A 21,007-nucleotide genomic window follows, 5' to 3' on the forward strand; every position below is an offset into this window, starting at 1 on the left:
TGCAAGAAATGACGATGTCTTTCAACGCCAAACCCGGCCAGGCGCCCCTGGGCCGGGGCCTGCGCCGATCGCTGGCACCGCTGCGCTTGACACTGCTCACGCCGCTGGCTGCGGCCCTGCTGCTGGCCGGTTGCGCCACCGCGCTGCCGCCCGCCGTGCAAAACGCTGGCGTGCCGGTGCCCGCCGCCTTCAGCACGCCGCAGGACCAAGCCTCCTGGACCACGGCCGCCCCGGCCGAGGCCCAGCCCCGTGGCGCCTGGTGGCTCGCTTTTGGCGATGCCGAGCTGACCCGCCTGGTTGAGCGCGCGGCCGATGCCAATACCGATGTGCAGACGGCGGCCGCCCGCCTGGCAGAAGCACGGGCGCTGCTGCGCTCTGCCGATGCCCAGCGCATGCCGCAGGTCGGTGTCTCGGGCGGCGCGGCGCGCCAGGCTGGTGCCAACACCAGCAACGGGCTCCAGCCCGCGACCCTGGTGACGGCCGGGCTCAACCTGTCCTACGAGGTGGACCTGTTTGGCCGCCTGTCGCAGGCCAGCCAGGCCGCGCAACTGGATGCCGAGGCGCGTGCCGCCTTGCTGCAAAGCACGCGGCTGATGGTGCAGTCCGATGTGGCGCAGACCTATCTGCAACTGCGTGCGCTGCAAACCGAGCAGCAGTTGGTGCAGCAAAGCCTGTCCGCCTACGGCGACACCTTGCGCCTGATCCAGCGGCGCTTTGACGCCGGCGATGCCGCCGAGCTGGAAGTGGTGCGCATGCAAAGCGAGGTCTCCGCCACCGAATCCGAGGCCCTGGCCTTGGAACGCCAGCAAGCCACACTGAGCAATGCGCTGGCGGTGCTGGTGGGTGAGGTGGCCACCGGCTTTGTGCTGCCTGCTGCGCAGGGGGAGGTGCGCCTGCCGGTGATCCCGGCTGGCGTGCCAGGCACCGTGCTGGCCCGCCGGCCCGATGTGTCTGCCGCGCAAGCCAGCGTGCTGGCCGCCCAGGCCCGCGTAGGCGTCGCGCAGGCGGCCTGGTTCCCGGCCATTACCTTGACCGGCAATGGCGGCTTTGCCTCGCCAGACCTGGGCGACCTGTTCAAATGGTCGGCCCGCTCCTGGGGCCTGGGTGCGCTGCTGTCGCTGCCACTGTTTGACGGCGGCCAGCGCGAAGCGCAGGAAGAGGGCGCCAAGGCCCGGCTGGAAGCGGCAGTGGCCGCCCAGCGCGGCCAGGTGCTGGGCGCCTTCCGCGAAGTGGAAGACCAACTGAGCAGCCTGCGCCTGCTGCAAGGCCAGGCCACCGTGCTGGGCCAGGCCGTACAGTCGGCCGAGCGGGCCACCCACCTCTCCGATGTGCGCTACCGCAACGGCCTGGTCAGCCAGCTGGAGCTGCTGGACGCCCGCCGCAACGAACTGCGCAACCGCCGCCAGGCGCTGCAGGTGCGCACCGCCCAGTACACCGCCACCATTGCGCTGATTCGTGCACTGGGCGGCAGTTGGGAGAGTGCGCCGGTGGCGGCCCATGCAGAGGTCAAAGCAGCAGGTTAAGTGAAGGCACCGCAGGCTCAATCAGGCGCGGTTGACAGCCGCGCCTGAACCCTGTGGTGCAAATCGCACGACTCGGATCCTGATATGTGCGGCTGAATCAATGGACCTGTTCCGATTTTTCCAAACGCAGTCCAAAACCGGGTTACAATAGATGCTTAGTCGGAGCGTAGCGCAGCCTGGTAGCGCATCTGCTTTGGGAGCAGAGGGTCGTGAGTTCGAATCCCACCGCTCCGACCATTATTTAAAAGCCTGTCGCATGTGAGTGCGACAGGCTTTTTCATATCCGGCGCCGTGAAGACAGGCCGCGGGATTGCTGCTTGGCAACAACGCCGGGCAGCGGCCACGGTACAGATGTGGCACGATAGCGCAGCCTCCGTGTTTGATCTATGCCCACCCAGTTTCACCCTGTCACCTACACCCAGTCAGAGCCCCGCGCGCCGCGCGATCGCTGGGACCGCCTGGATGCATTGCGGGGGCTGGCGATGGTCTGGATGACGGCCTTCCACTTCTGCTTTGATCTGAGCTACCTGCAGCTGTGGCGCCAGGATTTCTACCGCAACCCTGTCTGGACCTGGCAGCGCACCGCCATCGTCAGCCTGTTCCTGTTGTGCGCTGGTTTGGCGCAAGCGGCTGCCCACAGCAAGCAAACCAGTGCTGCGCGGTTCTGCCGGCGCTGGCTGCAGGTTGCAGGATGCGCGCTGCTGGTCAGCGCGGGCTCCTACCTGGTGTTTCCCAACAGCTACATCTACTTTGGCGTGCTGCATGGCATGGCGGTGATGCTGCTGCTGTTGCGGCTGATGCAGGGCTGGAGTAACCGCCTGCTGTTTTCCCTAGCGGTGCTTTGCCTGCTCGCGCCAGGCCTCTACCAATATGTTGCGAGCGGCTTGCCCGCGTCGTTGGTAGAACTCCTCAACGCCAAGGCCTTCAGCCCCTTGGGTCTGGTAACGCGCAAGCCTGCCACGGAGGATTTTGTGCCGCTCCTGCCTTGGTTGGGCATCATGCTGCTGGGCTTTCAGATCGGCCGCCACCAAATCGCCAAGTCAGGCGCCTGGCTGCCTGGGTATTTGGCCCGGCCTGCGCAAAACGCGCTGTGTCGCAGCCTCGCCTGGTTGGGCCGCCACAGCCTGTCTTACTACATGCTGCACCAGCTGGTACTGATGGGTGGGCTGATGCTGCTGGTATTGCTGCTGCCTACGGCGCTGGACTGATCTGGGTCAGCACCAGGCAGCTGACTCAGTCGCTTTACGGTTCGTCCAGCAGGCGCGCAGCCTTGTTCGCCAGCGGTGCCTCGGCGCGGAAATAACCCAGCACCGTCGCCGCACTCTGGTGGCCGGTCATCGCCATCGTGTCGGCCAAGGCCATGTTCTGCCGGCCGGCCTCGGTCACAAAGCCCGAGCGCAGCGAGTGCGCAGAAAAATCCCCCTCCATCCCCGCCAACGCACAGCGCTCCTTGACGATGTTGTTGACCGACAGCGCGCTCAAAGCGGCATCGCCTACCTGGCCGTTCTTGAACACGCGCCGAAATATCGCACCCTCGCGGATGCCCGAGACCTCCAGCCACTGGGACAGTGCCGCACCGGCCACACCCACTACGGGCTTGAAGTTCTCTGGCCGCGCTGAGCCGCTCTGGTTGGTTTTGGACAGGCGCAGGTCGTAAAGGTACTGGCCCGGGCCCATGGTTTGCAGCCACTCCATGCGCGCATCTGCCACCTCGGACCTCCGGCGCCCACCGCTGGCCCAGGCAAAGAGCAGCAAGGCGCGGTCGCGCCGGCCTTTCACACTGTCATCACAGGTGGCCAACAGCTGCTCCAGCAGGGGGCGGGTAAGGGCCGCCTTTTTTTGCTCCAGCATGCCCCGGCGCGCATAGGCCTTGCGCAGGTGCGACAGCGCCTCGCGCACCTCTGTGCTGTGGCAGGGGTTGGGCAGGGCCTGGTGGCTGTGCGCCTTGGAGAGCACGGCAATCCGGTGCACCAGGGTCGAATGCGCCAATGAACCCAGCCTTCCCTTGAAGCCTTGCTGCACCAGCTGCGCATCCAGCGCGGGCGGCAGACCGGACTGCGCGCCTTGCGCCGTCAGGTGCTCGCCATGGTCCGCCACAAATTGCAGCACCACATTGGCCGGCAAGGGCAGCGCGATGGCCTGGCCATAGCGCAACCAGTACCAGGCGGCCCAGTAGCGCAGCGCGCTTTGGTAGCTGCTGGTGGTGTTTTCAGACGCGGCCTCGAGCCGCAGTGCACGCAGCGCATCCTCGGCCGACGCCGACAACAGCTCCGGTTGCAACGGGGCGGTGCCGGGAGACGCGGCAGGCAGCAAATCCGGATCCAGAGAGGCCGAAAGTGGAATGTAAGACTTCATATTGATTAAATATTACATGCTATGTATGATATATTACATACAACAAGCAGATTACTTGCGATAACAATCTCTTATCGATAGTAATTGGAAAAAGGGTTCAAAAATGGAAATTTCGCGTGCCACGCGCAGCGTGCAAAAAGAAGATGTCTGGCAGGCGGCTGATGCGCTGTTGCTGGAGGGCAAGAGGCCCACGATTGAGCGGGTGCGCCAAAAGATTGGCCGGGGCTCGCCCAATACCGTGAGCCCCATGCTGGAAGCCTGGTTTGCCACCCTGGGCCCGCGGCTGGGCGCTGGAGGAGGGGGCAACGTACTGGCCGGCAACCCAGATGGCGCCACTGCCAACGGCTTGCCGCCCCCACTGGTGCAGGCGCTGCAGCAAGTGTGGGAGCAGGTGCAAACGCAAGCGACCCAAGCGGCCGATGCGCTGCTGGAGCCCGTGCGCGAGGATCTACAGGCACAGCAACAAGCCTTGGAAGACGCCCAGCAAGCGCTGGAACAAGAGCGCGCCCTGATGGCCCAGCAGCGTGCCACCACCGAGCAGGCGCTGGCGGTGGCCCATGCGCAGATCAAGATGCAAACCGGGCGCCTGGCCGACCTGGAGCAGGCCGGCCGGCAAAAAGACCAGTTCGCCGCCACCCAGCAACAGCGCCTGCAGGCGCTGGAGCAGGAGCTGTTTGCCAACCGCAAGGCCCGTGATGAGGCGGACATGGCCCATGCCGAGCAGCTGCGCGAGCTGCAGCACAGCGCCCAGCTGCAGCAGCACCGGGCGCTGCAGGACTTGGACCGTGCACGCCAGGACACCAAGCAGGCCATGGCCGCCCAACGCGCCGAGCAGGAAAAGCTGGCCAAACTGGAAGCGCAGTGGCAGCAGGACAAGCAAGCGCTGCAGCAACAACGCGAGCAGCAAGCAGTACAGTTGCAGCAGGCGCAAACCGAGGCGCAGCAATGGCAGCACCGCCTGCAGACCGCAGAAGCGGCGCATGCGCAGGCACTGGCACTGCAAGCCCACCGCCATGAAAGCGAGTTGGCCCAGTTCAAGCTGGAATGGGCGCACAGCGCGGGCAGGGGAGGGGATACTGGCGCCTCTGCCGAGCTTGCAGCAGGCAGCAGCCGCCGGCCGATGCGCAGCGCGCAACCTGCGGCGCGGCCTTTGCGCAAGCTGCCCGGTTCGCGCCTGCGGGGCAAGAACTAGTGAGTCTGCGCTGCGCGGGCAGCCGCAGGCTTGATCAAGCCGTGCTGGCTAGCGGCGATGCGTCCACCGCATCTGCGCCCGGCACCGCATCACCCCGCGCCAGGGCATCGGCAATGGTATTTTTGTGGCGCGGCACCCAGCGCACTTCCAGTTGCGCAAAGCTGGCACGCAGCGCGCGGGCCTGTTCATACAGTGCCGCCAGGCGGGCAATCGGTTTGGCGGCGGGTTCTGCCATTTGCTCGGCCAGAATGCTGCTGTCGGTATGCAGCACCACTTCGCGGGCGCCCATGCCTTGCAGCCACGTGAGGGCATGGATCGCCGCTACGGCCTCAGCCTCGTTGTTGCATCCGCTGTGGCCCAGCGCCTGGCTAAAGGAATGATTGGTCCCATCGGGCGCATAGGCGATGCCGCCAATGCGCATGCGCCCGGGGTTGGGCAGGGCGCTGCCGTCGATATAGGCGATCCAGGTGGCTGATGACATGCCGACAGCATAAGGGCGCGGTCAATCCTGCTTCAGTGAACCGGGCATCGAACCTGCGATGCCGCAGCGCCAAGTGATGAAGGTCTGCCGTTGCACGATACCCGTTCGCTGTAGCGCCTGCGATACAGCCGGAATCGGTGACCCAGAGAGGCTAGCATGTGTCATCCAAGCTTCGTCTGGTTGCCATGCCGTTGTCATAAAGGGTTCAGATACTTTCCCGATCCCATTAACCCGGCGAGAGAGTAAGCAATGACGCATTGGAAGAAGCTGGTGGCTGCGGCCGCCGCCATGGTGGCCGCAGGCCTGGTGCATGCCCAGAAAACGGAACTGACGGTCTACACGGCGCTAGAGATGGACCAGCTCAAGGCCTACGAGACGGCCTTCAACAAGAACCACCCCGATATCGCGCTGAAATGGGTGCGTGATTCCACCGGCGTCATCACCGCCAAGCTGCTGGCAGAAAAAGCCAACCCTAAGGCCGACGTGATCATGGGTGTGGCCGCATCGAGCCTGGCCATCTTCGACAAGAACGACATGCTCCAGGCCTACGCGCCCAAGGGCCTGGAGGCGATCACCGCCAAGTACCGCGACAGCAAGAACCCACCCCACTGGGTCGGTATGGATGTGTTCGGCGCCACCATCTGCTTCAACACGGTGGAAGCGAAGAAGCGCAACATCCCCATGCCCACCAGCTGGCAAGACCTGACCAAGCCCGAGTTCAAGGGCCAGGTGGTCATGCCCAACCCTGCATCCAGCGGTACCGGCTACTTTGACGTAGCCGCCTGGCTGCAGCTGTTTGGCGATGACAACGGCAACGGCGGCGGCTGGAAGTACATGGATGCGCTGCACGAGAACATTGCGCAATACACCCACTCGGGCTCCAAGCCCTGCAACATGGCTGCCCAAGGCGAGTATGTTGCCGGCATCTCGTTCGAGTACCGCGCGCACGCCAACAAGGCCAAGGGCGCACCGATCGAGCTGGTGTTCCCCAAGGAAGGCCTGGGCTGGGACCTGGAAGGCATCAGCATCTACAAGGGCACCAAGCACGCCGACGCCGCACAGAAGCTGGTGGACTGGGCCGTGAGCAAGGAAGCCATGGAGCTGTACGGCAAGAACTTCGCCGTCACCGCCATGCCCGGTGTGGCCCCCAAGCTGGCCAATATCCCTGCCGACTACGAGTCGCGCCTGATTCCGCTGGACTTCTCCAAGATGGCTGACAGCCGTGAGCGCGTGCTGGCCGAGTGGACCAAGCGTTACGACGCCAAAAGCGAGGCCAAGAAGTGAGTGACAGGGAGACAGCGCGTTTGTCAGCAGCGCAGGGCCACGCGGCGCAGCCCGCAGCCGTGCGCGATACCTCGTATGCATTCGAGTCCGCCGAGCCGGGCTTGCGCAAGGGCGACGAAGAGGGCGGCGCGCCCTTTTTGGAGATCCGCCATCTGCACAAGTCCTACGGCAGCTTTACCGCGTTGCGGTCGATCCACCTGCAGATTCGCCGTGGCGAGCTGGTGTGTTTTCTGGGGCCCTCGGGCTGCGGCAAGACCACCTTGCTGCGCGCGATTGCCGGGCTGGAGGCCCAGACCAGCGGTGAGATCTGGCAGGACGGCAAGAACATCTCGGCCTTGCCCGCCTCGCAGCGGGACTATGGGATCGTCTTTCAGTCGTATGCGCTGTTTCCCAATCTGACGGTGGCCGACAACGTCGCCTATGGCCTGGTCAGCCAGCGCCAACCCAAGGCCCTGGTGGCCCAGAAGGTGCAAAGCCTGCTGGATACCGTCGGTCTGTCGGTCAGTGGCGGCAAGTACCCGGCCCAGTTGTCGGGTGGCCAACAGCAGCGCGTGGCCCTGGCCCGTGCGCTGGCCATGTCGCCCGGGCTGCTGCTGCTCGATGAGCCGCTGTCGGCCCTGGATGCGACCGTGCGCGTGCACCTGCGCAACGAGATCCGTGCGCTGCAGCAGCGCCTGTATGTCACCACCATCATGGTCACGCACGACCAGGAAGAGGCGATGGCCATGGCCGACCGCGTGGTGGTGATGAACCATGGTGTGGTCGAGCAGGTGGGCACGCCCCGCGATATCTACCAACGCCCCGCCACCCCGTTTGTGGCGGAATTCATCGGCAAGGCCAACAAGCTGCAGGCGCTGGCCGCCGGCAATGGCGGCATCACGCTGGCGGGCCACAAGCTGTACTGCCCGCAGGCGCCGCGCCTGGCCCCGGGCCAAAGCCTGCATGTCTATCTGCGGCCCGAAGACTGCAGCGTGCATGACTGTACCGCCATGCCTCCTGTTGCCAGCGCGCCCGCGCCCAATGGCTCGCCGGTGCTGACGGGCGTGGTGGAGCAGCTGGAGTTTCTCGGTGCGGTCTGCATTGTCCACGTGGATGTGCAGCGCCTGCCCGAGCGCCATGTGCAGCTGCAGCTGAGCCCTGCGCAATGCCTGCAGCTCGATATCCAGCCGGGCCGCTGGTTGCAGTTCTCCATCCATGCGCAGCAGTTGAAGATTTTTGCCCAGGCCGCCTGAGCGCTCCCCCGGCCCCGGCAAGCGCCGGGGCCGGGGCCGCTTGCAGCCATGCCCCAGGCCCTGGGGACTTACGACACCACTATGACCTCATCCGTTTCAGCGCCCGCAGCGCTTTCTCGCCACACCGGCCTGCGCGCAGCGCCCACTGACCGTATCGCGCAACTGGCGCTGGTTGCCATCACGGCGCTGCTGTTGATGGGGCTGCTGGCACCACTGGCTGCCTTGCTGGGCCAGGCCTTTGCGCCCACCTCGGGCGAAGAGGGCTCGGCCTTCATGCGCTTTGTCCGCTATTTCCAGTCGCCCGCGCTGCTGGGCAGTCTCTGGAACAGCCTCTGGGTTTCGCTGGTGGTCACCGCCGTGGTCATCCCGCTGGCCTTTGGCTTTGCCTATGCCATCACCCGCTCGGGCATCCGCACCAAGGGCTTGCTGCGCAGCATCAGCCTGCTGCCATTGCTGGCACCCTCGCTGCTGTCGGCCATCTCGCTGATCTACTGGTTTGGCAACCAGGGCGTGCTCAAGTCCGTCCTCAATGGCCTGGGTTTTGACACCATCTACGGCGCGCCCGGCATTGTGCTGGCCCAGTGCTTTGCGACCTTTCCGCATGCGCTGATGATTCTGATCACCGCACTTGCGCTGGGTGACCAGCGCCTGTATGAGGCCGCCACTGCGCTCGGGGCCAGCCGCACGCGCCAGTTCCTGACCGTCACCTTGCCGGCAGCGCGCTATGGCGTGGTCTCTGCGGCATTGGTGGTGTTTACCTTGGTGATCACCGATTTCGGCATCCCGAAGGTGATCGGCGGCAACTTCAACATGCTCGCCACCGATGTGTTCAAACTGGTGATCGGCCAGCAGGATTTCCAGCGTGGCGCCGTCGTGGCCTTGCTGCTGTTGCTGCCTGCCGTCATCACCTATGCGATCGACCGCCATGTGCAGAAAAAGCAGACCGCTGTGTTGACCGCGCGCGCCGTAGTGCTGCAGCCGAGCCGCCATGCCGCGACCGACCGCTTTTGCAGCCTGCTGTGCTGGGCGCTGGCTGCATTGATGCTGGCTATGTTCGGCATGGCCATCTATGCCTCGCTGGTCCAGTTCTGGCCCTACCAGTTGGGCCTGACCTTGAGCCACTACACCAGCGGCCTGGTCGATGCCGGTGTGGACACCGCCGTGTTCAACAGCCTGACCATGGCCGCCAGCGCTGCCGTGGCGGGGCCCATCGTGGTCTTCATGGGCGCCTACCTGCTGGAAAAAACCAAGGGCATGCCCGCGCTGCGCCCGGTGCTACGCATGCTGGCCATGCTGCCGATGGCCGTGCCCGGCCTGGTGCTGGGCCTGGGCTACATCTTCTTTTTCAACGCCCCCGGCAACCCGCTGAACTTTCTGTACCAGACCATGCCGCTGATGGTGCTGTGCACGGTGATGCACTACTACACCACCGGCCATATGACCCTGGTGACGGCGCTCAAGTCCATTGACGGCGAGTTTGAATCGGTCAGCGCATCGCTCAAGGTGCCTTTCTACCGCACCCTGTGGAAGGTGACCCTGCCGATGTGCCTGCCGGCCCTGCTGGAGGTGTCGCGCTACTTCTTCGTGGCCGCGATGACCACGATCTCGGCCGTCGTCTTCCTCTACTCGCCGGAGACGCGCCTGGGCGCCGTTGCCATCCTGAACCTGGATGAAGCCGGCGACATGGCCGCCGCCGCTGCGATGGCCGTGATGATCGCCGCAATCAGCTGCGTGGTGACCGTGCTTTACCAGGCGCTGGGCTGGTGGTTGAACAAGCACACGCAGGCATGGCGGCAGCGTTGATCGCGATGATGGACAAAATGATTTGAGAACCAGGAAAGACAGGAATGACGGTAGGAAGCACAAGTTTTGATGTGATCGTGGTGGGCGCTGGCATTGTCGGCCTGGCCCATGCCTATGAAGCGGCGCGCCGGGGCCTCAAGGTCTGCGTGGTAGACCGGGATGCCGCCTGCGTGAGCGCCTCGATCCGCAATTTCGGCTTTGTGACGGTGACCGGCCAGGGGGCAGGGGACACCTGGCGACGCGCCCGCCATGCGCGCGACGTCTGGGCCGAGCTTGCGCCGAAGGCCGGAATTACAGTGCAGCACCAGGGCCTGAACCTGGTGGCCACGCGCGACAAGGCACTGGATGTGCTGCAGGCCTTTATGCAGACCGAGATGGCCCAGAGCGTGAACTGCGCACTATGGACTGCCGAAGAGGCCGCCCGCCATGCGCCCGAGCTGCGGCTGGAGCAGGCCAAGGCCGTGATGCACAGCCCCATTGACCTGCGGGTGGAATCACGCGACGCGATTGCCCAGCTGACCCAATGGCTGGCCGAGCAGATGCAGGTGACTTTCCGGTTTGGCGAGGCGGTGTTGGAAGTCGCCACGCCCAAGGTGGTCACGGCCAAGGGGCAGCTGCATGCCGAGCGTGTGGTGGTCTGCACCAATGCGGATATCCATGGCCTTTACAGCGCGCTGTTTGCCAAGCACCAGGTGCAGCTGTGCCAGCTGCAGATGCTGCGCGTACAGCCAGCTGCCAATTTGCGCCTGAACGCATCGGTGATGGGGGACCTGAGCCTGGTGCGCTACCACGGCTACAGCAAATTGCCCGAGGCGCGCGCGTTGCTGGAGCAACTGCAGCAGGAAGAGGGCGAGAGCCTTGCTCAGGGCATCCACCTGATCGTCGTGCAGAGCGCCGACGGCAGCCTGGTGGTGGGCGATTCGCACCACTATGGCGCCTCCGTCGAGCCCTTTGCGCAGGACGATGTCGATGCGCTGATGCTGCGCCACATGCGCGAGGCCTTGAACATCGGCGATTACCGCGTGACCGAGCGCTGGGTCGGCATCTACCCATCGGCCCCGCAGACGGACTGCTTTATCGAGGCGCCGGACGCTGCCACCCGCGTGGCGATCGTCACCAGCGGCACGGGGGCCAGCACCGGTTTTGGCGTGGCCCATGACACCTTTGCCCATTGGTAAAGGCAGGCACGCATTCCTGAACGATCCATCTTCTATATAGACATACCCCCATGCGCCTGACCAACGGCCGCCATGGGAGCGGAGGACACCATGACGAACTTTCACAACCCCCAACGCGTACAAGCCGTTGTTTTTGACTGGGCCGGCACGATCGTCGACTTTGGCTCACGCGCCCCGATGGGCGCCTTTGTGCAGCTGTTCAGGGATTTCGGGATCGAGATCAGCATTGCCCAGGCCCGGGGCCCGATGGGGTCGGCCAAATGGGACCATATTGCAGCGCTCTGCCAACTGCCCGAGGTGGCAGCGCAGTGGGAAAAACGCTATGGCAAGCCGGTCGCCAACAGTGATATCGACCATCTCTACGAGGTTTTCACGCCGATGAACGCCCGCGTAGTGGGTGACTTTGCCGGCTTCATCCCCGGTGCGCTGGAGGTGGTCAACCGGCTGCGGCTCGATGGCATCAAGATTGGCAGCACCACGGGCTACAACCGTCCGATCATGGATGTGCTCGAACCCATCGCCGCCCGCGCCGGCTATGCGCCGGACAACATCGTCTGCGCCGGCGACCTGGCCGCTGGCCGCCCCAGCCCCTTGATGATGTACCGCTGCTTTGCCGACCTGGGCATCTGGCCAGCCTCGACCGTGGTCAAGGTAGACGACACCGGCGTCGGCATTGCCGAAGGCCTGAACGCCGGTTGCTGGACGGTCGGTGTGGCAGTCAGCGGCAACGCCAATGGCCTGTCCTTGCCCGAATGGCAGGCGCTGAGCGCGGACGAGCAAGCCGAAATACGCAGCACCGCCAGCGAACAGCTGCGCAGCGCCGGCGCCCATTATGTGATCGACAGCGTGGCCGACCTGCTGCCGGTGATCGGGCAGATCAACCAGCACCTGCAGCGCCAGGAACTGCCCGTCCCGGCAGCTGCTTGATGCTGTAGCGCAATAGAACGAGCAGGGCGCTGCGCACTAAAAAGCCGCTGCAGGCATCGACCCGCAGCGGCTTTTTGACGGTGGTGAGAGCCGAGGCTTACTTGGCCTTGTAGGTATCGCCCAGCACCACCCCTTCACGGCGTGGATCGGCGCCACCGCTCAGGCGTGCTTCGCCAGCCGCATTGGCGGTACGGATAACGGTGCCCACACCGCTGGATTGCGCATTGACCGACACAGTGTGGCCCATGGCGCGCAGTGCCAGCACCAGCGGATCGTTGTCACCGCTGTTGGTGGCATTGATGTTGGGGTGCTCACCACCCAGATTGGTGGTGCGGCTGTTGGAGGCGCCAAAGTTCACCAGGTTGGTGGCTTGCTGCGCATCCAGGCCCCAGTCCAGCGCGCCGACCAGGGTTTTGGTCACGAACTGGATGATCGTGGCACCGCCGGGCGAGCCCGTGGCCATCTTGAACGCGCCGGGTTGGCCGTCAGCCGTGGCGTCAAACACCAGCGTAGGCGCCATCGAGCTGCGAGGGCGCTTGCCCGCTTCCACCTTGTTGGCGATCGGCAGACCATCGGCCGACACCGGAGCCGCGGAGAAATCGGTCAGCTGGTTGTTCAGGATAAAGCCCTGGGTCATGTGGTAGGAGCCCATGCCCGCTTCCACCGTCGTGGTCATGCTCACCACATTGCCCTTGCCATCGACGATGGTCATGTGCGTGGTGCCGGCTTCGGTCACCTTGCCCACGCCCAGACGGGTGTTGCCAAACTGGCCGGCGCTGGCAGTGCCCATGCTCTGCGTGGGCGAGATCAGCGCGGCGCGCGACTTCAGGTAGCTCTTGTCCAGCAAGGTGCTGTACAGCGGGCCGGGCAGGGGGGTGAAGTCGGTGTCGGCCACATACATGTCGCGGTCGGCATAGGCCATGCGCTCGGCTTCGCTCACCAGGTGCACGCCCATGGCAGTCGGCTTGCCGCCTTCCAGATCCAGCGCGGTGGGCTTGTGGGGGGCCAGGTCAAAGTTCTCCAGCACGCCCATGGCCTGCGCCACGGCAATACCGCCGGACGAGGGCGGTGGCATGCCGCAGATCACGTACTTGGCGCGGTAGGTGGTGCAGACTGCATCACGCTTTTTGGCCTGGTAACCCGCCAGGTCGGCCATCGTGGTCACGCCGGGGGTGATGGGCGCGCCGGTGGTCACGTTCTGGGTCACGGCGATCTTGTCGACAATGCCTTGCGCCACCGATCCGGTGTAGAAAGCATCGGCACCGCCAGTCGCCATCTTCGTCAACGTTGCGGCATAGGCAGGGTTCTTGAACGTTTCACCCAGGCCCTTGGTCGAGCCGTCGGCGTTGAAATAAATGGCCAGCGCATCGGCATCCGCCTGCAGCGCGGTCTTGGCGCCGGCCAGCGCATCGGACATGCGGCCGCTGATCTTGAAGCCATTGGTGGCGAGGTCGATACCCGGCTGGATCAGGTCCTTCCAGGGCTTGGCGCCGTGGTCCTTGTGGGCCAGGTCGAGCATGCGCACAGCGCCGGGCGTGCCGATGGAGCGGCCGCTGGCACGGGCGCTGGGCAGCGGCGTGGTCTGGGTGCCACTGTCGATATAGCGCAGGTAATCTGGCGTCGCGGCCGCAGGTGCGGTTTCGCGGCCGTCATAAGCCGTCACCTTTTTAGTGGCTGCATCGTAGTACAGCATGAAGGCGCCACCGCCAATACCGCTGGACTGGGGTTCCACCAGACCCAGCACCATCTGCACGGCCACCGCAGCATCCACCGCAGAGCCGCCAGACTTCAGCACTTCACAACCGGCCTTGGATGCCAGAGGGTTGGCCGTCACCACCATGTACTTATGGCCTTCGACCACTTTCTTGCCGGTACGGTAACCCGAAGCCAGCTCAGGGAACGAAGGATCGCCAGGCAGACCGGAGCCCACGACCACCGAACCATCCGATGTGCCAGCCTCGCAGGCCGTGCTCACCAGATCCTCCTGGTCGTTATGGCTGGAGCCACCGCAAGCGGTCATCGTCAGGGCGACGATGGCGGCCAGCGCGGCCATGCTGTAGCGCGCCGGCACGGCACCCAGCGATTTTTCGTTTTTCATATAACTATTCCTTGGATCGAATGACAGGAAATTGTCTTAGTAAAACGAATCATCGAGAGGCTGGATAAGCCGTGGTTAACCCTCGATTTGGCAACAAAGTGACTGCCTTGCCAAGTGGCAGGGCAGGTTTGAGGTTCTCTGCTCGGCGAGAGGTACAGGCTAGGTAGAAATGTTACTTAACATAATATACATCGTATCAATTCAAAAACCGGGCTTGCGTGGGCTGAAACGCCAGCGGTTGCCCCGCCAATCGCTAGCGCTAATTTTCCCAGCGACCTCGACAAGATCGCTCCTTTCTTCGATCCCTCAAGCTCATCTAGCTGTGCCTTTGCTAGAAACTTAAGAGCATCAAGACCAGCAAGCTCGGCCAGCGCAGCAATGTCGTGCGGCTGGGCTTTTCTTTTTCCGGACTTCCATCCGAACACATGCTGAGTCGGAATTTCAAGCTCGCTAGCAATCTTGCTGACTGATCCAAGTCGTTTTGAACCCATGTCAATAAGGGTTACCACTAACGGATGATCGTACATAGGGCTACACCAAATTTGGTTTAGAGTTGCACCAACTTTGATGCACCTTTTTTGGTGCAATCAATTTTGGTAAGTAACGGACTTATACCACAGGGGGCAAGCATGGCGATCAAGGCAGTTGGAGGGCATCAAAGCGCAGCGGACCATACATGGCCCGCGCAAGCCTTTTACAACCGCCAGACTTGGCTATCTCTGATTGAACCTCTCATGCTGGCTGCAGCAAATGCAGCCTGTCAAAAAGCCGTGCGCGGCGCGGCCAAAGGGGCCCCGCTTGCGGGGAAAAAGCCGCTCCGCGCTGGCTTTGCAAGGGCGTCGGTTCGCAAACCCTCCCCGATGGTAATCACGGGGAGATACTAAAAATGAGCGCAGTGCCAAAGTCATCGCTGGTCCTGGATGGCAACGCCATCAAGCTCCGCCTGGAAGCTGAACGGGCAAGCACCGGTAACGTCGTCCATGTCGATTGGCTGCGATTTACCGTCATCCGTCGCAACGCTCCAGCGGTTCGCCTTGATGACCTGTTCCCGCCCAAAGGGTCGATGGTCGAATGCTGGTCCAACGATCTGGAATTCGAAGTCCGTCGGCGTCGCCTGATGCGCATCTTGCAAGAGATGCCAGACCCAGACTTCGCAGCATCTGCCCAGGCCAAGGCCCTGGCAGAAGACGTGTGCGACGCGCTCGGCCCTGATTTTGTGATTGAGCCAGAGCTTAAAAAAGGCTTTGACTTCTACCGTTTCCGCTGGTCGATCACCCGCAATAGCAAAGAAGTCGCCTGGGTCGGTTTCCTCTCGTCCAGCGAGTCACCACGGCAGCAAAAGCAAAGCGAAACGATCCACGCCAATATCACCGGCGCAGGCTGCACCTTCGCTGCACCTGGCTACCGCGATCGCTTCGCCAGTCTCATTGACTCGACCGAAGCCAAGATTACTCGTTGCGACCTGGCGCTAGACCTGTTCCAAGGCATCGCCGGTGGCATGGATCGCGTGCTGAAAGACTACCTTGATGGCCTGATGAACGTGCGAGGCCACCAGCCGGCCTACGCCAATAACGGCGACTGGGCAAACAGCTTCGGCCGCAGTGTCTATATCGGCAGCAAGGAAGCCGGTAAGCAGACCAATATCTACGAAAAAGGTCACCAGCTCTACGGCAAGGAAGCGCCCTCCCCATGGGTTCGCATTGAGCTTCGGTACGGCAACAAGTTGCGTGTGCTGCCCTCCGACATGCTGCGCCGTCCTGATGACTTCTTCAAGGGCGCAAGCGACTGGCACAACGCCATCTACAACGAATATTTTGAGACGCAGCACGCCGTTCCCGAAGGTGTTCCGGTCATGCAGCCCGCTGCTGTCGAAACCGTCAAAGCCGAAGTGGCCCGGGCCATAACTTGGTTCCGTCGCGTTGCTGGCCCTACTGCCTCCCTGCTCTATCAGCACCTTGGCTTCGAACAGATGTTTGAGCTGCTGAACGACAAGCGACTGCCAGGCCGTCTGCAGCACTTCACCCAGCAGGACGTCGTGACGACGGTCCAGCAGGCGTATTCCCACGTAACAGGCGCTGGAGCTTCGGGCCGTCCAGCAGTTGCCCTGTGTTAAGGCCCATTTCGGAGTTTTTGAGTATGAAAGTTCAGATGCAAGCCGTGTGCACCGGCATCAAGACCAGCAAGGGTGAATTTGAAGGCCGTCCCTTCGATAGCACCACGTTTCAACTCGCCGTTGACCTGGGCCAGACCAGTAGCGGCGAAAGCATCGGCCAAGTGACTCGCCCATTCAAGTTGGGCACCTCGGCCGAGTTCGAAAAGTGGCGTCAATTCAAGGATTCGTGGCCTCAAGGCGGCGTATTGTGCGACTGCGATTTTGACATCACTGCAGGCGCTGGCAACGACTCCAAGCTGGTGCTGCTGGGCATCAAGCCAGCAGGCAAAAAGGCGGCCTAAGCATGGCTCGGTTCATCGTCCAAAGCCGCACGACTGGCCGCTTCTTGTGCCCTACCGGCGACGGTGGCGTGGAGTGGGTTCGCTCTCTTCGCGAAGCTGGTGGTGGAGTCATCACCGATGAAGAAATGGCGCTGCAGCTGGTCGTGGATCACGCTGATTTGGACGAAGAACCGACCATCGTTGACCTCGACCTTTTGGGCACTGCAGGGGACTACTGATGCCTTACCAAACCTATACAGGTCTCTTTCTTCAGGTGCTTGACCCGATCGTTGCTCTGGGCTGCTGCTTTCTTCTGTTTAGCTTCTTTTTTGGTCTGTACGTCTGGGTCTACGACGTGTTTAGGCGGCCATATGCGCATCGCTCTATTGACCTTGAGCCGCTGCCGCTTCTTGTAATTGCAGGTGTCTATTTTTATTGGAGGTTGCATGGCTGAATTGCACTGCGATAACTGCGGCGCTGACTTCGAAGCTGACGAGAGCGCTGAAGAGACGCCAGAGGCCCTGGAATGCCCTGAATGCGGCTCTGACGATATCGCCGGGGGCGACTGATGGCGAACTACTTCGTATGCCTCGCCGACCAGCTGCCCTGCCCTGATCAAAGCCAGGTGCTTGTAACTGAGATCGGTGTAGAGGATTTCGGCGCAATCGGCATCACGCCGGGAACTGTCGGGATGGCTTTCACCTTAGGTTTCGGCATGGTGTTCTCGATTGCGGTGATGGGCCTAGTCGTGGGCTGGCTCGTTCGCGTTATCCGCGGCATCTGAGATTTCAGCGCAGAGCCTTTGCGGCTCTCCGGTGCAATCTCGCACCTTTTCAACTCTCTTTTTTTGAAGGAAAAACGTCATGAAGACCAAACTGCAAAACCTGGCCGCCCTGGCTGCTCACCAATACGCCCGCCTGGGTGTGGCCGCTGGTACCGCCATGATGGCTGTCAGCTCGCATGCTGCTGGCGTGGACGATCTGTTCGATGAAATCGACCTCGCTGGTATCTCTGCCAAGGTGCTGGCACTGGGCCTGATCATCGTGGGCATTTCCTTGGTCATCAAGGGCCCTGCCATCGTCAAGCGCATCGTCGCCAAGATCTAAAGCAGCACCATGCTTTTGATCGCCCTCATTGTGTCAATCCATGCCCTGTTTGCGTTGATTGGCGCAATGGGGGCGGCTTGCTTTTTCATGCTTGCAAAGGGTTAAAGATGAAAAGTCAAAATCCTATCAGGCATTTGCTCCAGTTGTTGATTGCTATTCTTTGTCTAATCAGCTTTTCGGCATTCGCCGAATTTGATGCAAAACAGGGCTGGCAAAATAATGAGGAATATGGCGGAGTATTTTCATCGCCAGATGAAGCCTGCAAGGCTCTTGATAAGAAGCCGGTATATATTGGATTTGGCTGGAAGTTTCAAGCTCACAATATTACCGCCGATCGCGCGGATTGCCGCATCATAGGAGGTGCTGAGTTTGCAGCTAACGTGTATAAAACACCGGGCTTAGTTTGCCCTCCTGATTCTGTTAAATCAGGCTCTAAGTGCATTTGCAATACCGACCATGCAGAGCGAATTGTTGATGGCGTATACCAATGCGTACCGCAAATCGAGTCTGATTGCTCCACTAATGGCATGATCTGGAATTCCACTTTAACTACTGATCGGTCTGGGCGTGCGCGAGGTCCTTATGGCAAATTTGCTGATGGCGCTATTGCTTGCTTTGGTACTCCATCGGGACCAAATGGCTCCGGCAAAGGTTGCAAGCACATGTTTACAGGTGATCTTGGTTTTAAAGATGCTGATGGAATAGAGTGGACAAATGGCTTTAGCTGGGCATTTACGGAAAAAGATTTAAAAGACCCTCGTCTTAAAGGCGAGCTTTCTTGCGATCTCACAGACAATCCACTTCCCGATGATGAGCCCGCTGTAAAGCCCAATGACAAGGAATGCAAGGATGGATATAAAGGCGAGGTAAATGGCAAAGATGTTTGCATTGAAGCTTGGACAGGGGAAACACAAGGTGTTGATTTTGGCCTCACCAAAGGCCCAGACGGAACCGTAACGGAAACCAAGAACAATATTAATTGTAAGGGCGATCAATGCACGGTTACTGAAACCAATACCGTAAAGGATTCAAATGGCGATATTATCAAAACCACCACAAATACTGTTAATAATGTAAATAGGCAGACCTATTGCGCTAAGAATCCAGAGAGCTCAGTGTGTGGTCGCAAAGAAGACCAGTCCGGTGCTACAAAGGGTCAAGGCGGCAAAGGTGGCGGCGGTGGTGGTGACAGCGGTGATCTTGATGACAAATACACCGAAATTGGTGCTCCAAAGCTCTATGACAAAAAGTATGAGGGCGGTATCAAGGGTGTCTGGGAAAAGCACGCCGACGGCCTTAAAAACTCATCTATCGGTGGCCTCGCTGGCAAGCTCTTTCCGAACTACGGTGATGGCGGCTCTGCGCCCTCTTACATCATCGATTTGAACCTGGGCGGCAAGCTAAACCTGGGCTCGTACGACCTTAATTTCGATCCTCGCGTCTGGATCGCTCTTAAGGCATTCACCATCCTTTGTGCCCTCGCGGTCGCAAGGCGTCTTGTCTTCGGAGGTTGATCCATGGCAGCAATTCTCAAAACACTGCAGGCTATCTGGAAGTGGTTCGGTGACCTGGCTGGCGAGCAGTTCCAAAAGCTTTGGGACCTGCTGACTGACGTCGTCTGCTGGGCTCTCGATGGCATCCTCGGCCTTGTCGTGTCGGCAGTCAGTGCGGTAGACCTCTCTGGCCTCGACAGCTACTCAAACAGCGTCGGAGAAGTGCCAGCTGAAATTCTCAACGTCATGCAAATGGCCGGGCTGGGCACTGCCTCGCAGATCATCATTGCGGCCATCGGCATACGCCTGGTGCTGCAGCTGATCCCCTTCACAAGGCTTGGCTCATGATCAACGGATTGGAGGGCATTCCGGGCTCTGGCAAGAGCTATGAGGGGGTGGTGTTTCACGTCCTAGAGGCGCTTAAGCAGGGCCGCCTGGTTATCACAAACCTGCCGCTCAACATCGACATGTTTGCGGCCCTCGATCCTGGCTATCGCGATCTCATTGAGCTTCGCACCCGGCCTGCAAAACAGCTTGGCGATTGGGATGCAACTGATATCGCAGAGCGCCCTGCTTTTCAACTGTGGACCGACAAAGAACCTGTAGACCCGCCTGTTAGCGTGTTCACCTTTGGCACTGTCTGGGATTTCTACAGCACCTGGCGCGGCCCAAAGGGACAAGGCCCGCTCTACGTCATTGACGAATGCCACGTGTCATTCCCAAAAACGGGCACCCCTGATAGCGTTGTGCAGTGGTTCAAACTGCACCGGCATTTCAATGCCGATGTTCTGCTGATGACGCAAAGCTTTCGCGATATCAATCAGCCCATCGCGCAGCTCATCGCCACGCTGATCAAGGTGCGCAAGGCCGATATTTTGGGCAAGGCGGATCACTACATTCGCAAGGTGCACGCGGGCTATCGCGGCGCGGAAATTCAGCGCAATGAGCGCAAGTATGAGCCGCAGTATTTCGGCCTGTACCGCAGCAATACGCAAAGCGGCGGCAGTGCAGAAGCTGGCGTGCAGGACGTTAAGCCCTTCATCGTTTACTTCACGCGTTTCAAGTGGATATGGCTCCTGATCTGCCTGGTTGTTGCCGTCTGGGCCTTCTGGCCGCAGGAAGGGCGAACGGTGTTTGGCACTTCAACGCCAGGTAAAGCAGGAATGATGCGCAAGTCTGCATTTGAGGCGCAAAAGGGCTCAAACGCATTCATCGTGCCGCCCTCCTCTGCCCCTTCCAGGCCAGCGCAAGGGGCCTCTACGCCACCGCCACAGGCCGCAGAACCCAAGCCGGTGACCATGGACCCATTGTTTGGAAAAATGCTGCATATGACCGGCCAGATAGGCAAGGCAGGAACGGAGATTTGGACATTCGTGGTATCTGCTGAAAGCCGCAGGCTGTTTGACCTCACTAGCGTCGATCTTGAGGGCGCTGGCTACACAGTTAAGGTCACCGGCACCTGTATGGCCTTCGTCACGTACAAGGATGTGATCCGGCCCGTCACCTGCGATGCGCCCTATCTTGGCGGCTCGATCAACAAGCCTGTCGTGATCGACACTGCATCAGGCCGGCGCTCTGATCGCAACGATGAACCTTCATCAGTCGGCGGTGCTACGCGCGAAGCCATGGGCTGGGAAGAACGCATGCAGGCCCGCAACTCTGAGGTGAAGTCGATTTTTCCTACTACTCGTCGCTAAGCCCTGCCGCTTCTTTTTGCGGACAAACAGGGGCCCCAGGAACGGAGACCTTGTGTCGCAGTGGTGGGGTCGGGGTATGGGGTGACAAACCCCATGTGGACTCTGGTTCTATCTTGTGCCCCATCGCATGGGGCGCGTTCCCCACACCCCGCACCTGAAGCACACAAGCGGCTCTAAGGCCATCTGCTGTTTTCACGAGCAAGCG

Annotated in this window: 22 protein-coding genes and 1 tRNA gene; 19 read left to right on the forward strand and 4 right to left on the reverse strand. The window is 61.4% G+C overall.

The genetic code is table 11. The annotated features are described in order from the left end of the window. Window positions 1-8: 8 nt before the first annotated feature. From MJ205_RS08235 to MJ205_RS08245, 3 genes are all read left to right on the forward strand, one after another. Window positions 9-1,523: an efflux transporter outer membrane subunit gene (locus MJ205_RS08235; protein WP_446715064.1), complete on the forward strand. Its 1,515-nt coding sequence runs from the start codon at window positions 9-11 to the stop codon at window positions 1,521-1,523. A gap of 160 nt (window positions 1,524-1,683) precedes the next feature. Beyond that, window positions 1,684-1,760, forward strand: a tRNA-Pro gene (locus MJ205_RS08240). 149 nt (window positions 1,761-1,909) lie between these two features. Next, window positions 1,910-2,731, forward strand: a complete 822-nt coding sequence (locus tag MJ205_RS08245) for a heparan-alpha-glucosaminide N-acetyltransferase (RefSeq protein ID WP_239812002.1) — start codon at window positions 1,910-1,912, stop codon at window positions 2,729-2,731. A gap of 34 nt (window positions 2,732-2,765) precedes the next feature. On the opposite strand, the gene MJ205_RS08250 is transcribed toward MJ205_RS08245, so the two are convergent. Next, window positions 2,766-3,878, reverse strand: a complete 1,113-nt coding sequence (locus MJ205_RS08250) for a site-specific integrase (RefSeq protein ID WP_239812003.1) — start codon at window positions 3,876-3,878, stop codon at window positions 2,766-2,768. A 103-nt stretch (window positions 3,879-3,981) separates the two neighbouring features. On the opposite strand from MJ205_RS08250, the gene MJ205_RS08255 reads away from it, so the two are divergent. Beyond that, entirely contained in the window at window positions 3,982-5,070 is a 1,089-nt protein-coding gene (locus MJ205_RS08255) for a DNA-binding protein (protein WP_239812004.1), read from the forward strand. A 34-nt stretch (window positions 5,071-5,104) separates the two neighbouring features. On the opposite strand, the gene MJ205_RS08260 is transcribed toward MJ205_RS08255, so the two are convergent. After that, on the reverse strand, window positions 5,105-5,551 hold the full coding sequence (locus tag MJ205_RS08260; protein ID WP_239812005.1) for a ribonuclease HI family protein: 447 nt from the start codon (window positions 5,549-5,551) through the stop codon (window positions 5,105-5,107). Window positions 5,552-5,800: 249 nt separating this feature from the next. Here MJ205_RS08260 and MJ205_RS08265 point away from each other — a divergent pair, with 249 nt between their 5' ends. The 5 genes from MJ205_RS08265 (at window position 5,801) to phnX (ending at window position 11,975) form a co-directional block, all read left to right on the forward strand. After that, window positions 5,801-6,835 carry a putative 2-aminoethylphosphonate ABC transporter substrate-binding protein gene (locus MJ205_RS08265; RefSeq protein WP_239812006.1) on the forward strand — a complete coding sequence of 345 codons (1,035 nt, stop codon included), beginning with the start codon at window positions 5,801-5,803 and terminating at the stop codon, window positions 6,833-6,835. Between the two features lie 101 nt (window positions 6,836-6,936). Then, the gene (locus MJ205_RS08270) at window positions 6,937-8,067 is read left to right on the forward strand and encodes a putative 2-aminoethylphosphonate ABC transporter ATP-binding protein (RefSeq protein WP_409411467.1); all 1,131 of its coding nucleotides are present in this window, start codon (window positions 6,937-6,939) and stop codon (window positions 8,065-8,067) included. A gap of 81 nt (window positions 8,068-8,148) precedes the next feature. Next, complete coding sequence (locus MJ205_RS08275) at window positions 8,149-9,870, forward strand: putative 2-aminoethylphosphonate ABC transporter permease subunit (RefSeq protein ID WP_239812007.1); 1,722 nt, start codon at window positions 8,149-8,151, stop codon at window positions 9,868-9,870. Window positions 9,871-9,914: 44 nt separating this feature from the next. Then, a complete protein-coding gene (locus tag MJ205_RS08280) occupies window positions 9,915-11,048 on the forward strand; it encodes a TIGR03364 family FAD-dependent oxidoreductase (protein WP_239812008.1) in 1,134 nt (377 codons plus the stop codon). A gap of 90 nt (window positions 11,049-11,138) precedes the next feature. Further along, window positions 11,139-11,975, forward strand: coding sequence for a phosphonoacetaldehyde hydrolase (gene phnX / locus MJ205_RS08285; RefSeq protein ID WP_239812009.1), 837 nt, complete (start codon window positions 11,139-11,141; stop codon window positions 11,973-11,975). A gap of 97 nt (window positions 11,976-12,072) precedes the next feature. On the opposite strand, the gene ggt is transcribed toward phnX, so the two are convergent. Both ggt and MJ205_RS08295 read right to left on the reverse strand, forming a co-directional pair. Next, window positions 12,073-14,073, reverse strand: coding sequence for a gamma-glutamyltransferase (gene ggt / locus MJ205_RS08290; protein WP_239812010.1), 2,001 nt, complete (start codon window positions 14,071-14,073; stop codon window positions 12,073-12,075). Window positions 14,074-14,249: 176 nt separating this feature from the next. Beyond that, the gene (locus MJ205_RS08295) at window positions 14,250-14,600 is read right to left on the reverse strand and encodes a hypothetical protein (RefSeq protein ID WP_239812011.1); all 351 of its coding nucleotides are present in this window, start codon (window positions 14,598-14,600) and stop codon (window positions 14,250-14,252) included. Between the two features lie 359 nt (window positions 14,601-14,959). Here MJ205_RS08295 and MJ205_RS08300 point away from each other — a divergent pair, with 359 nt between their 5' ends. The 10 genes from MJ205_RS08300 to MJ205_RS08345 all read left to right on the forward strand — a co-directional run bounded on the left by MJ205_RS08300 (window position 14,960) and on the right by MJ205_RS08345 (window position 20,802). Further along, complete coding sequence (locus MJ205_RS08300) at window positions 14,960-16,186, forward strand: replication initiation factor domain-containing protein (protein WP_239812012.1); 1,227 nt, start codon at window positions 14,960-14,962, stop codon at window positions 16,184-16,186. Window positions 16,187-16,209: 23 nt separating this feature from the next. Continuing rightward, complete coding sequence (locus tag MJ205_RS08305) at window positions 16,210-16,527, forward strand: hypothetical protein (RefSeq protein WP_239812013.1); 318 nt, start codon at window positions 16,210-16,212, stop codon at window positions 16,525-16,527. A 2-nt stretch (window positions 16,528-16,529) separates the two neighbouring features. Continuing rightward, window positions 16,530-16,745 (forward strand): hypothetical protein, encoded by a 216-nt coding sequence (locus tag MJ205_RS08310; RefSeq protein WP_239812014.1) that lies wholly within the window; start codon window positions 16,530-16,532, stop codon window positions 16,743-16,745. Further along, on the forward strand, window positions 16,745-16,960 hold the full coding sequence (locus tag MJ205_RS08315; RefSeq protein ID WP_239812015.1) for a hypothetical protein: 216 nt from the start codon (window positions 16,745-16,747) through the stop codon (window positions 16,958-16,960). The genes MJ205_RS08310 and MJ205_RS08315 overlap by 1 nt, the downstream gene beginning before the upstream one ends. Continuing rightward, the gene (locus tag MJ205_RS08320; RefSeq protein WP_239812016.1) at window positions 16,953-17,075 is read left to right on the forward strand and encodes a zinc ribbon domain-containing protein; all 123 of its coding nucleotides are present in this window, start codon (window positions 16,953-16,955) and stop codon (window positions 17,073-17,075) included. The genes MJ205_RS08315 and MJ205_RS08320 overlap by 8 nt, the downstream gene beginning before the upstream one ends. Next, a complete protein-coding gene (locus MJ205_RS08325; RefSeq protein WP_239812017.1) occupies window positions 17,075-17,290 on the forward strand; it encodes a hypothetical protein in 216 nt (71 codons plus the stop codon). The genes MJ205_RS08320 and MJ205_RS08325 overlap by 1 nt, the downstream gene beginning before the upstream one ends. A 79-nt stretch (window positions 17,291-17,369) precedes the next feature. After that, a complete protein-coding gene (locus MJ205_RS08330; RefSeq protein ID WP_239812018.1) occupies window positions 17,370-17,612 on the forward strand; it encodes a hypothetical protein in 243 nt (80 codons plus the stop codon). A gap of 107 nt (window positions 17,613-17,719) precedes the next feature. After that, the gene (locus tag MJ205_RS08335) at window positions 17,720-19,126 is read left to right on the forward strand and encodes a hypothetical protein (protein ID WP_239812019.1); all 1,407 of its coding nucleotides are present in this window, start codon (window positions 17,720-17,722) and stop codon (window positions 19,124-19,126) included. 3 nt (window positions 19,127-19,129) lie between these two features. Continuing rightward, complete coding sequence (locus MJ205_RS08340) at window positions 19,130-19,453, forward strand: DUF2523 family protein (RefSeq protein ID WP_239812020.1); 324 nt, start codon at window positions 19,130-19,132, stop codon at window positions 19,451-19,453. Beyond that, on the forward strand, window positions 19,450-20,802 hold the full coding sequence (locus tag MJ205_RS08345; protein ID WP_239812021.1) for a zonular occludens toxin domain-containing protein: 1,353 nt from the start codon (window positions 19,450-19,452) through the stop codon (window positions 20,800-20,802). The genes MJ205_RS08340 and MJ205_RS08345 overlap by 4 nt, the downstream gene beginning before the upstream one ends. Window positions 20,803-21,007: the final 205 nt, after the last annotated feature.

Origin of the sequence: Comamonas sp. B21-038 (assembly GCF_022387135.1) — a bacterium.
Lineage (GTDB): Bacteria > Pseudomonadota > Gammaproteobacteria > Burkholderiales > Burkholderiaceae_C > Comamonas > Comamonas sediminis.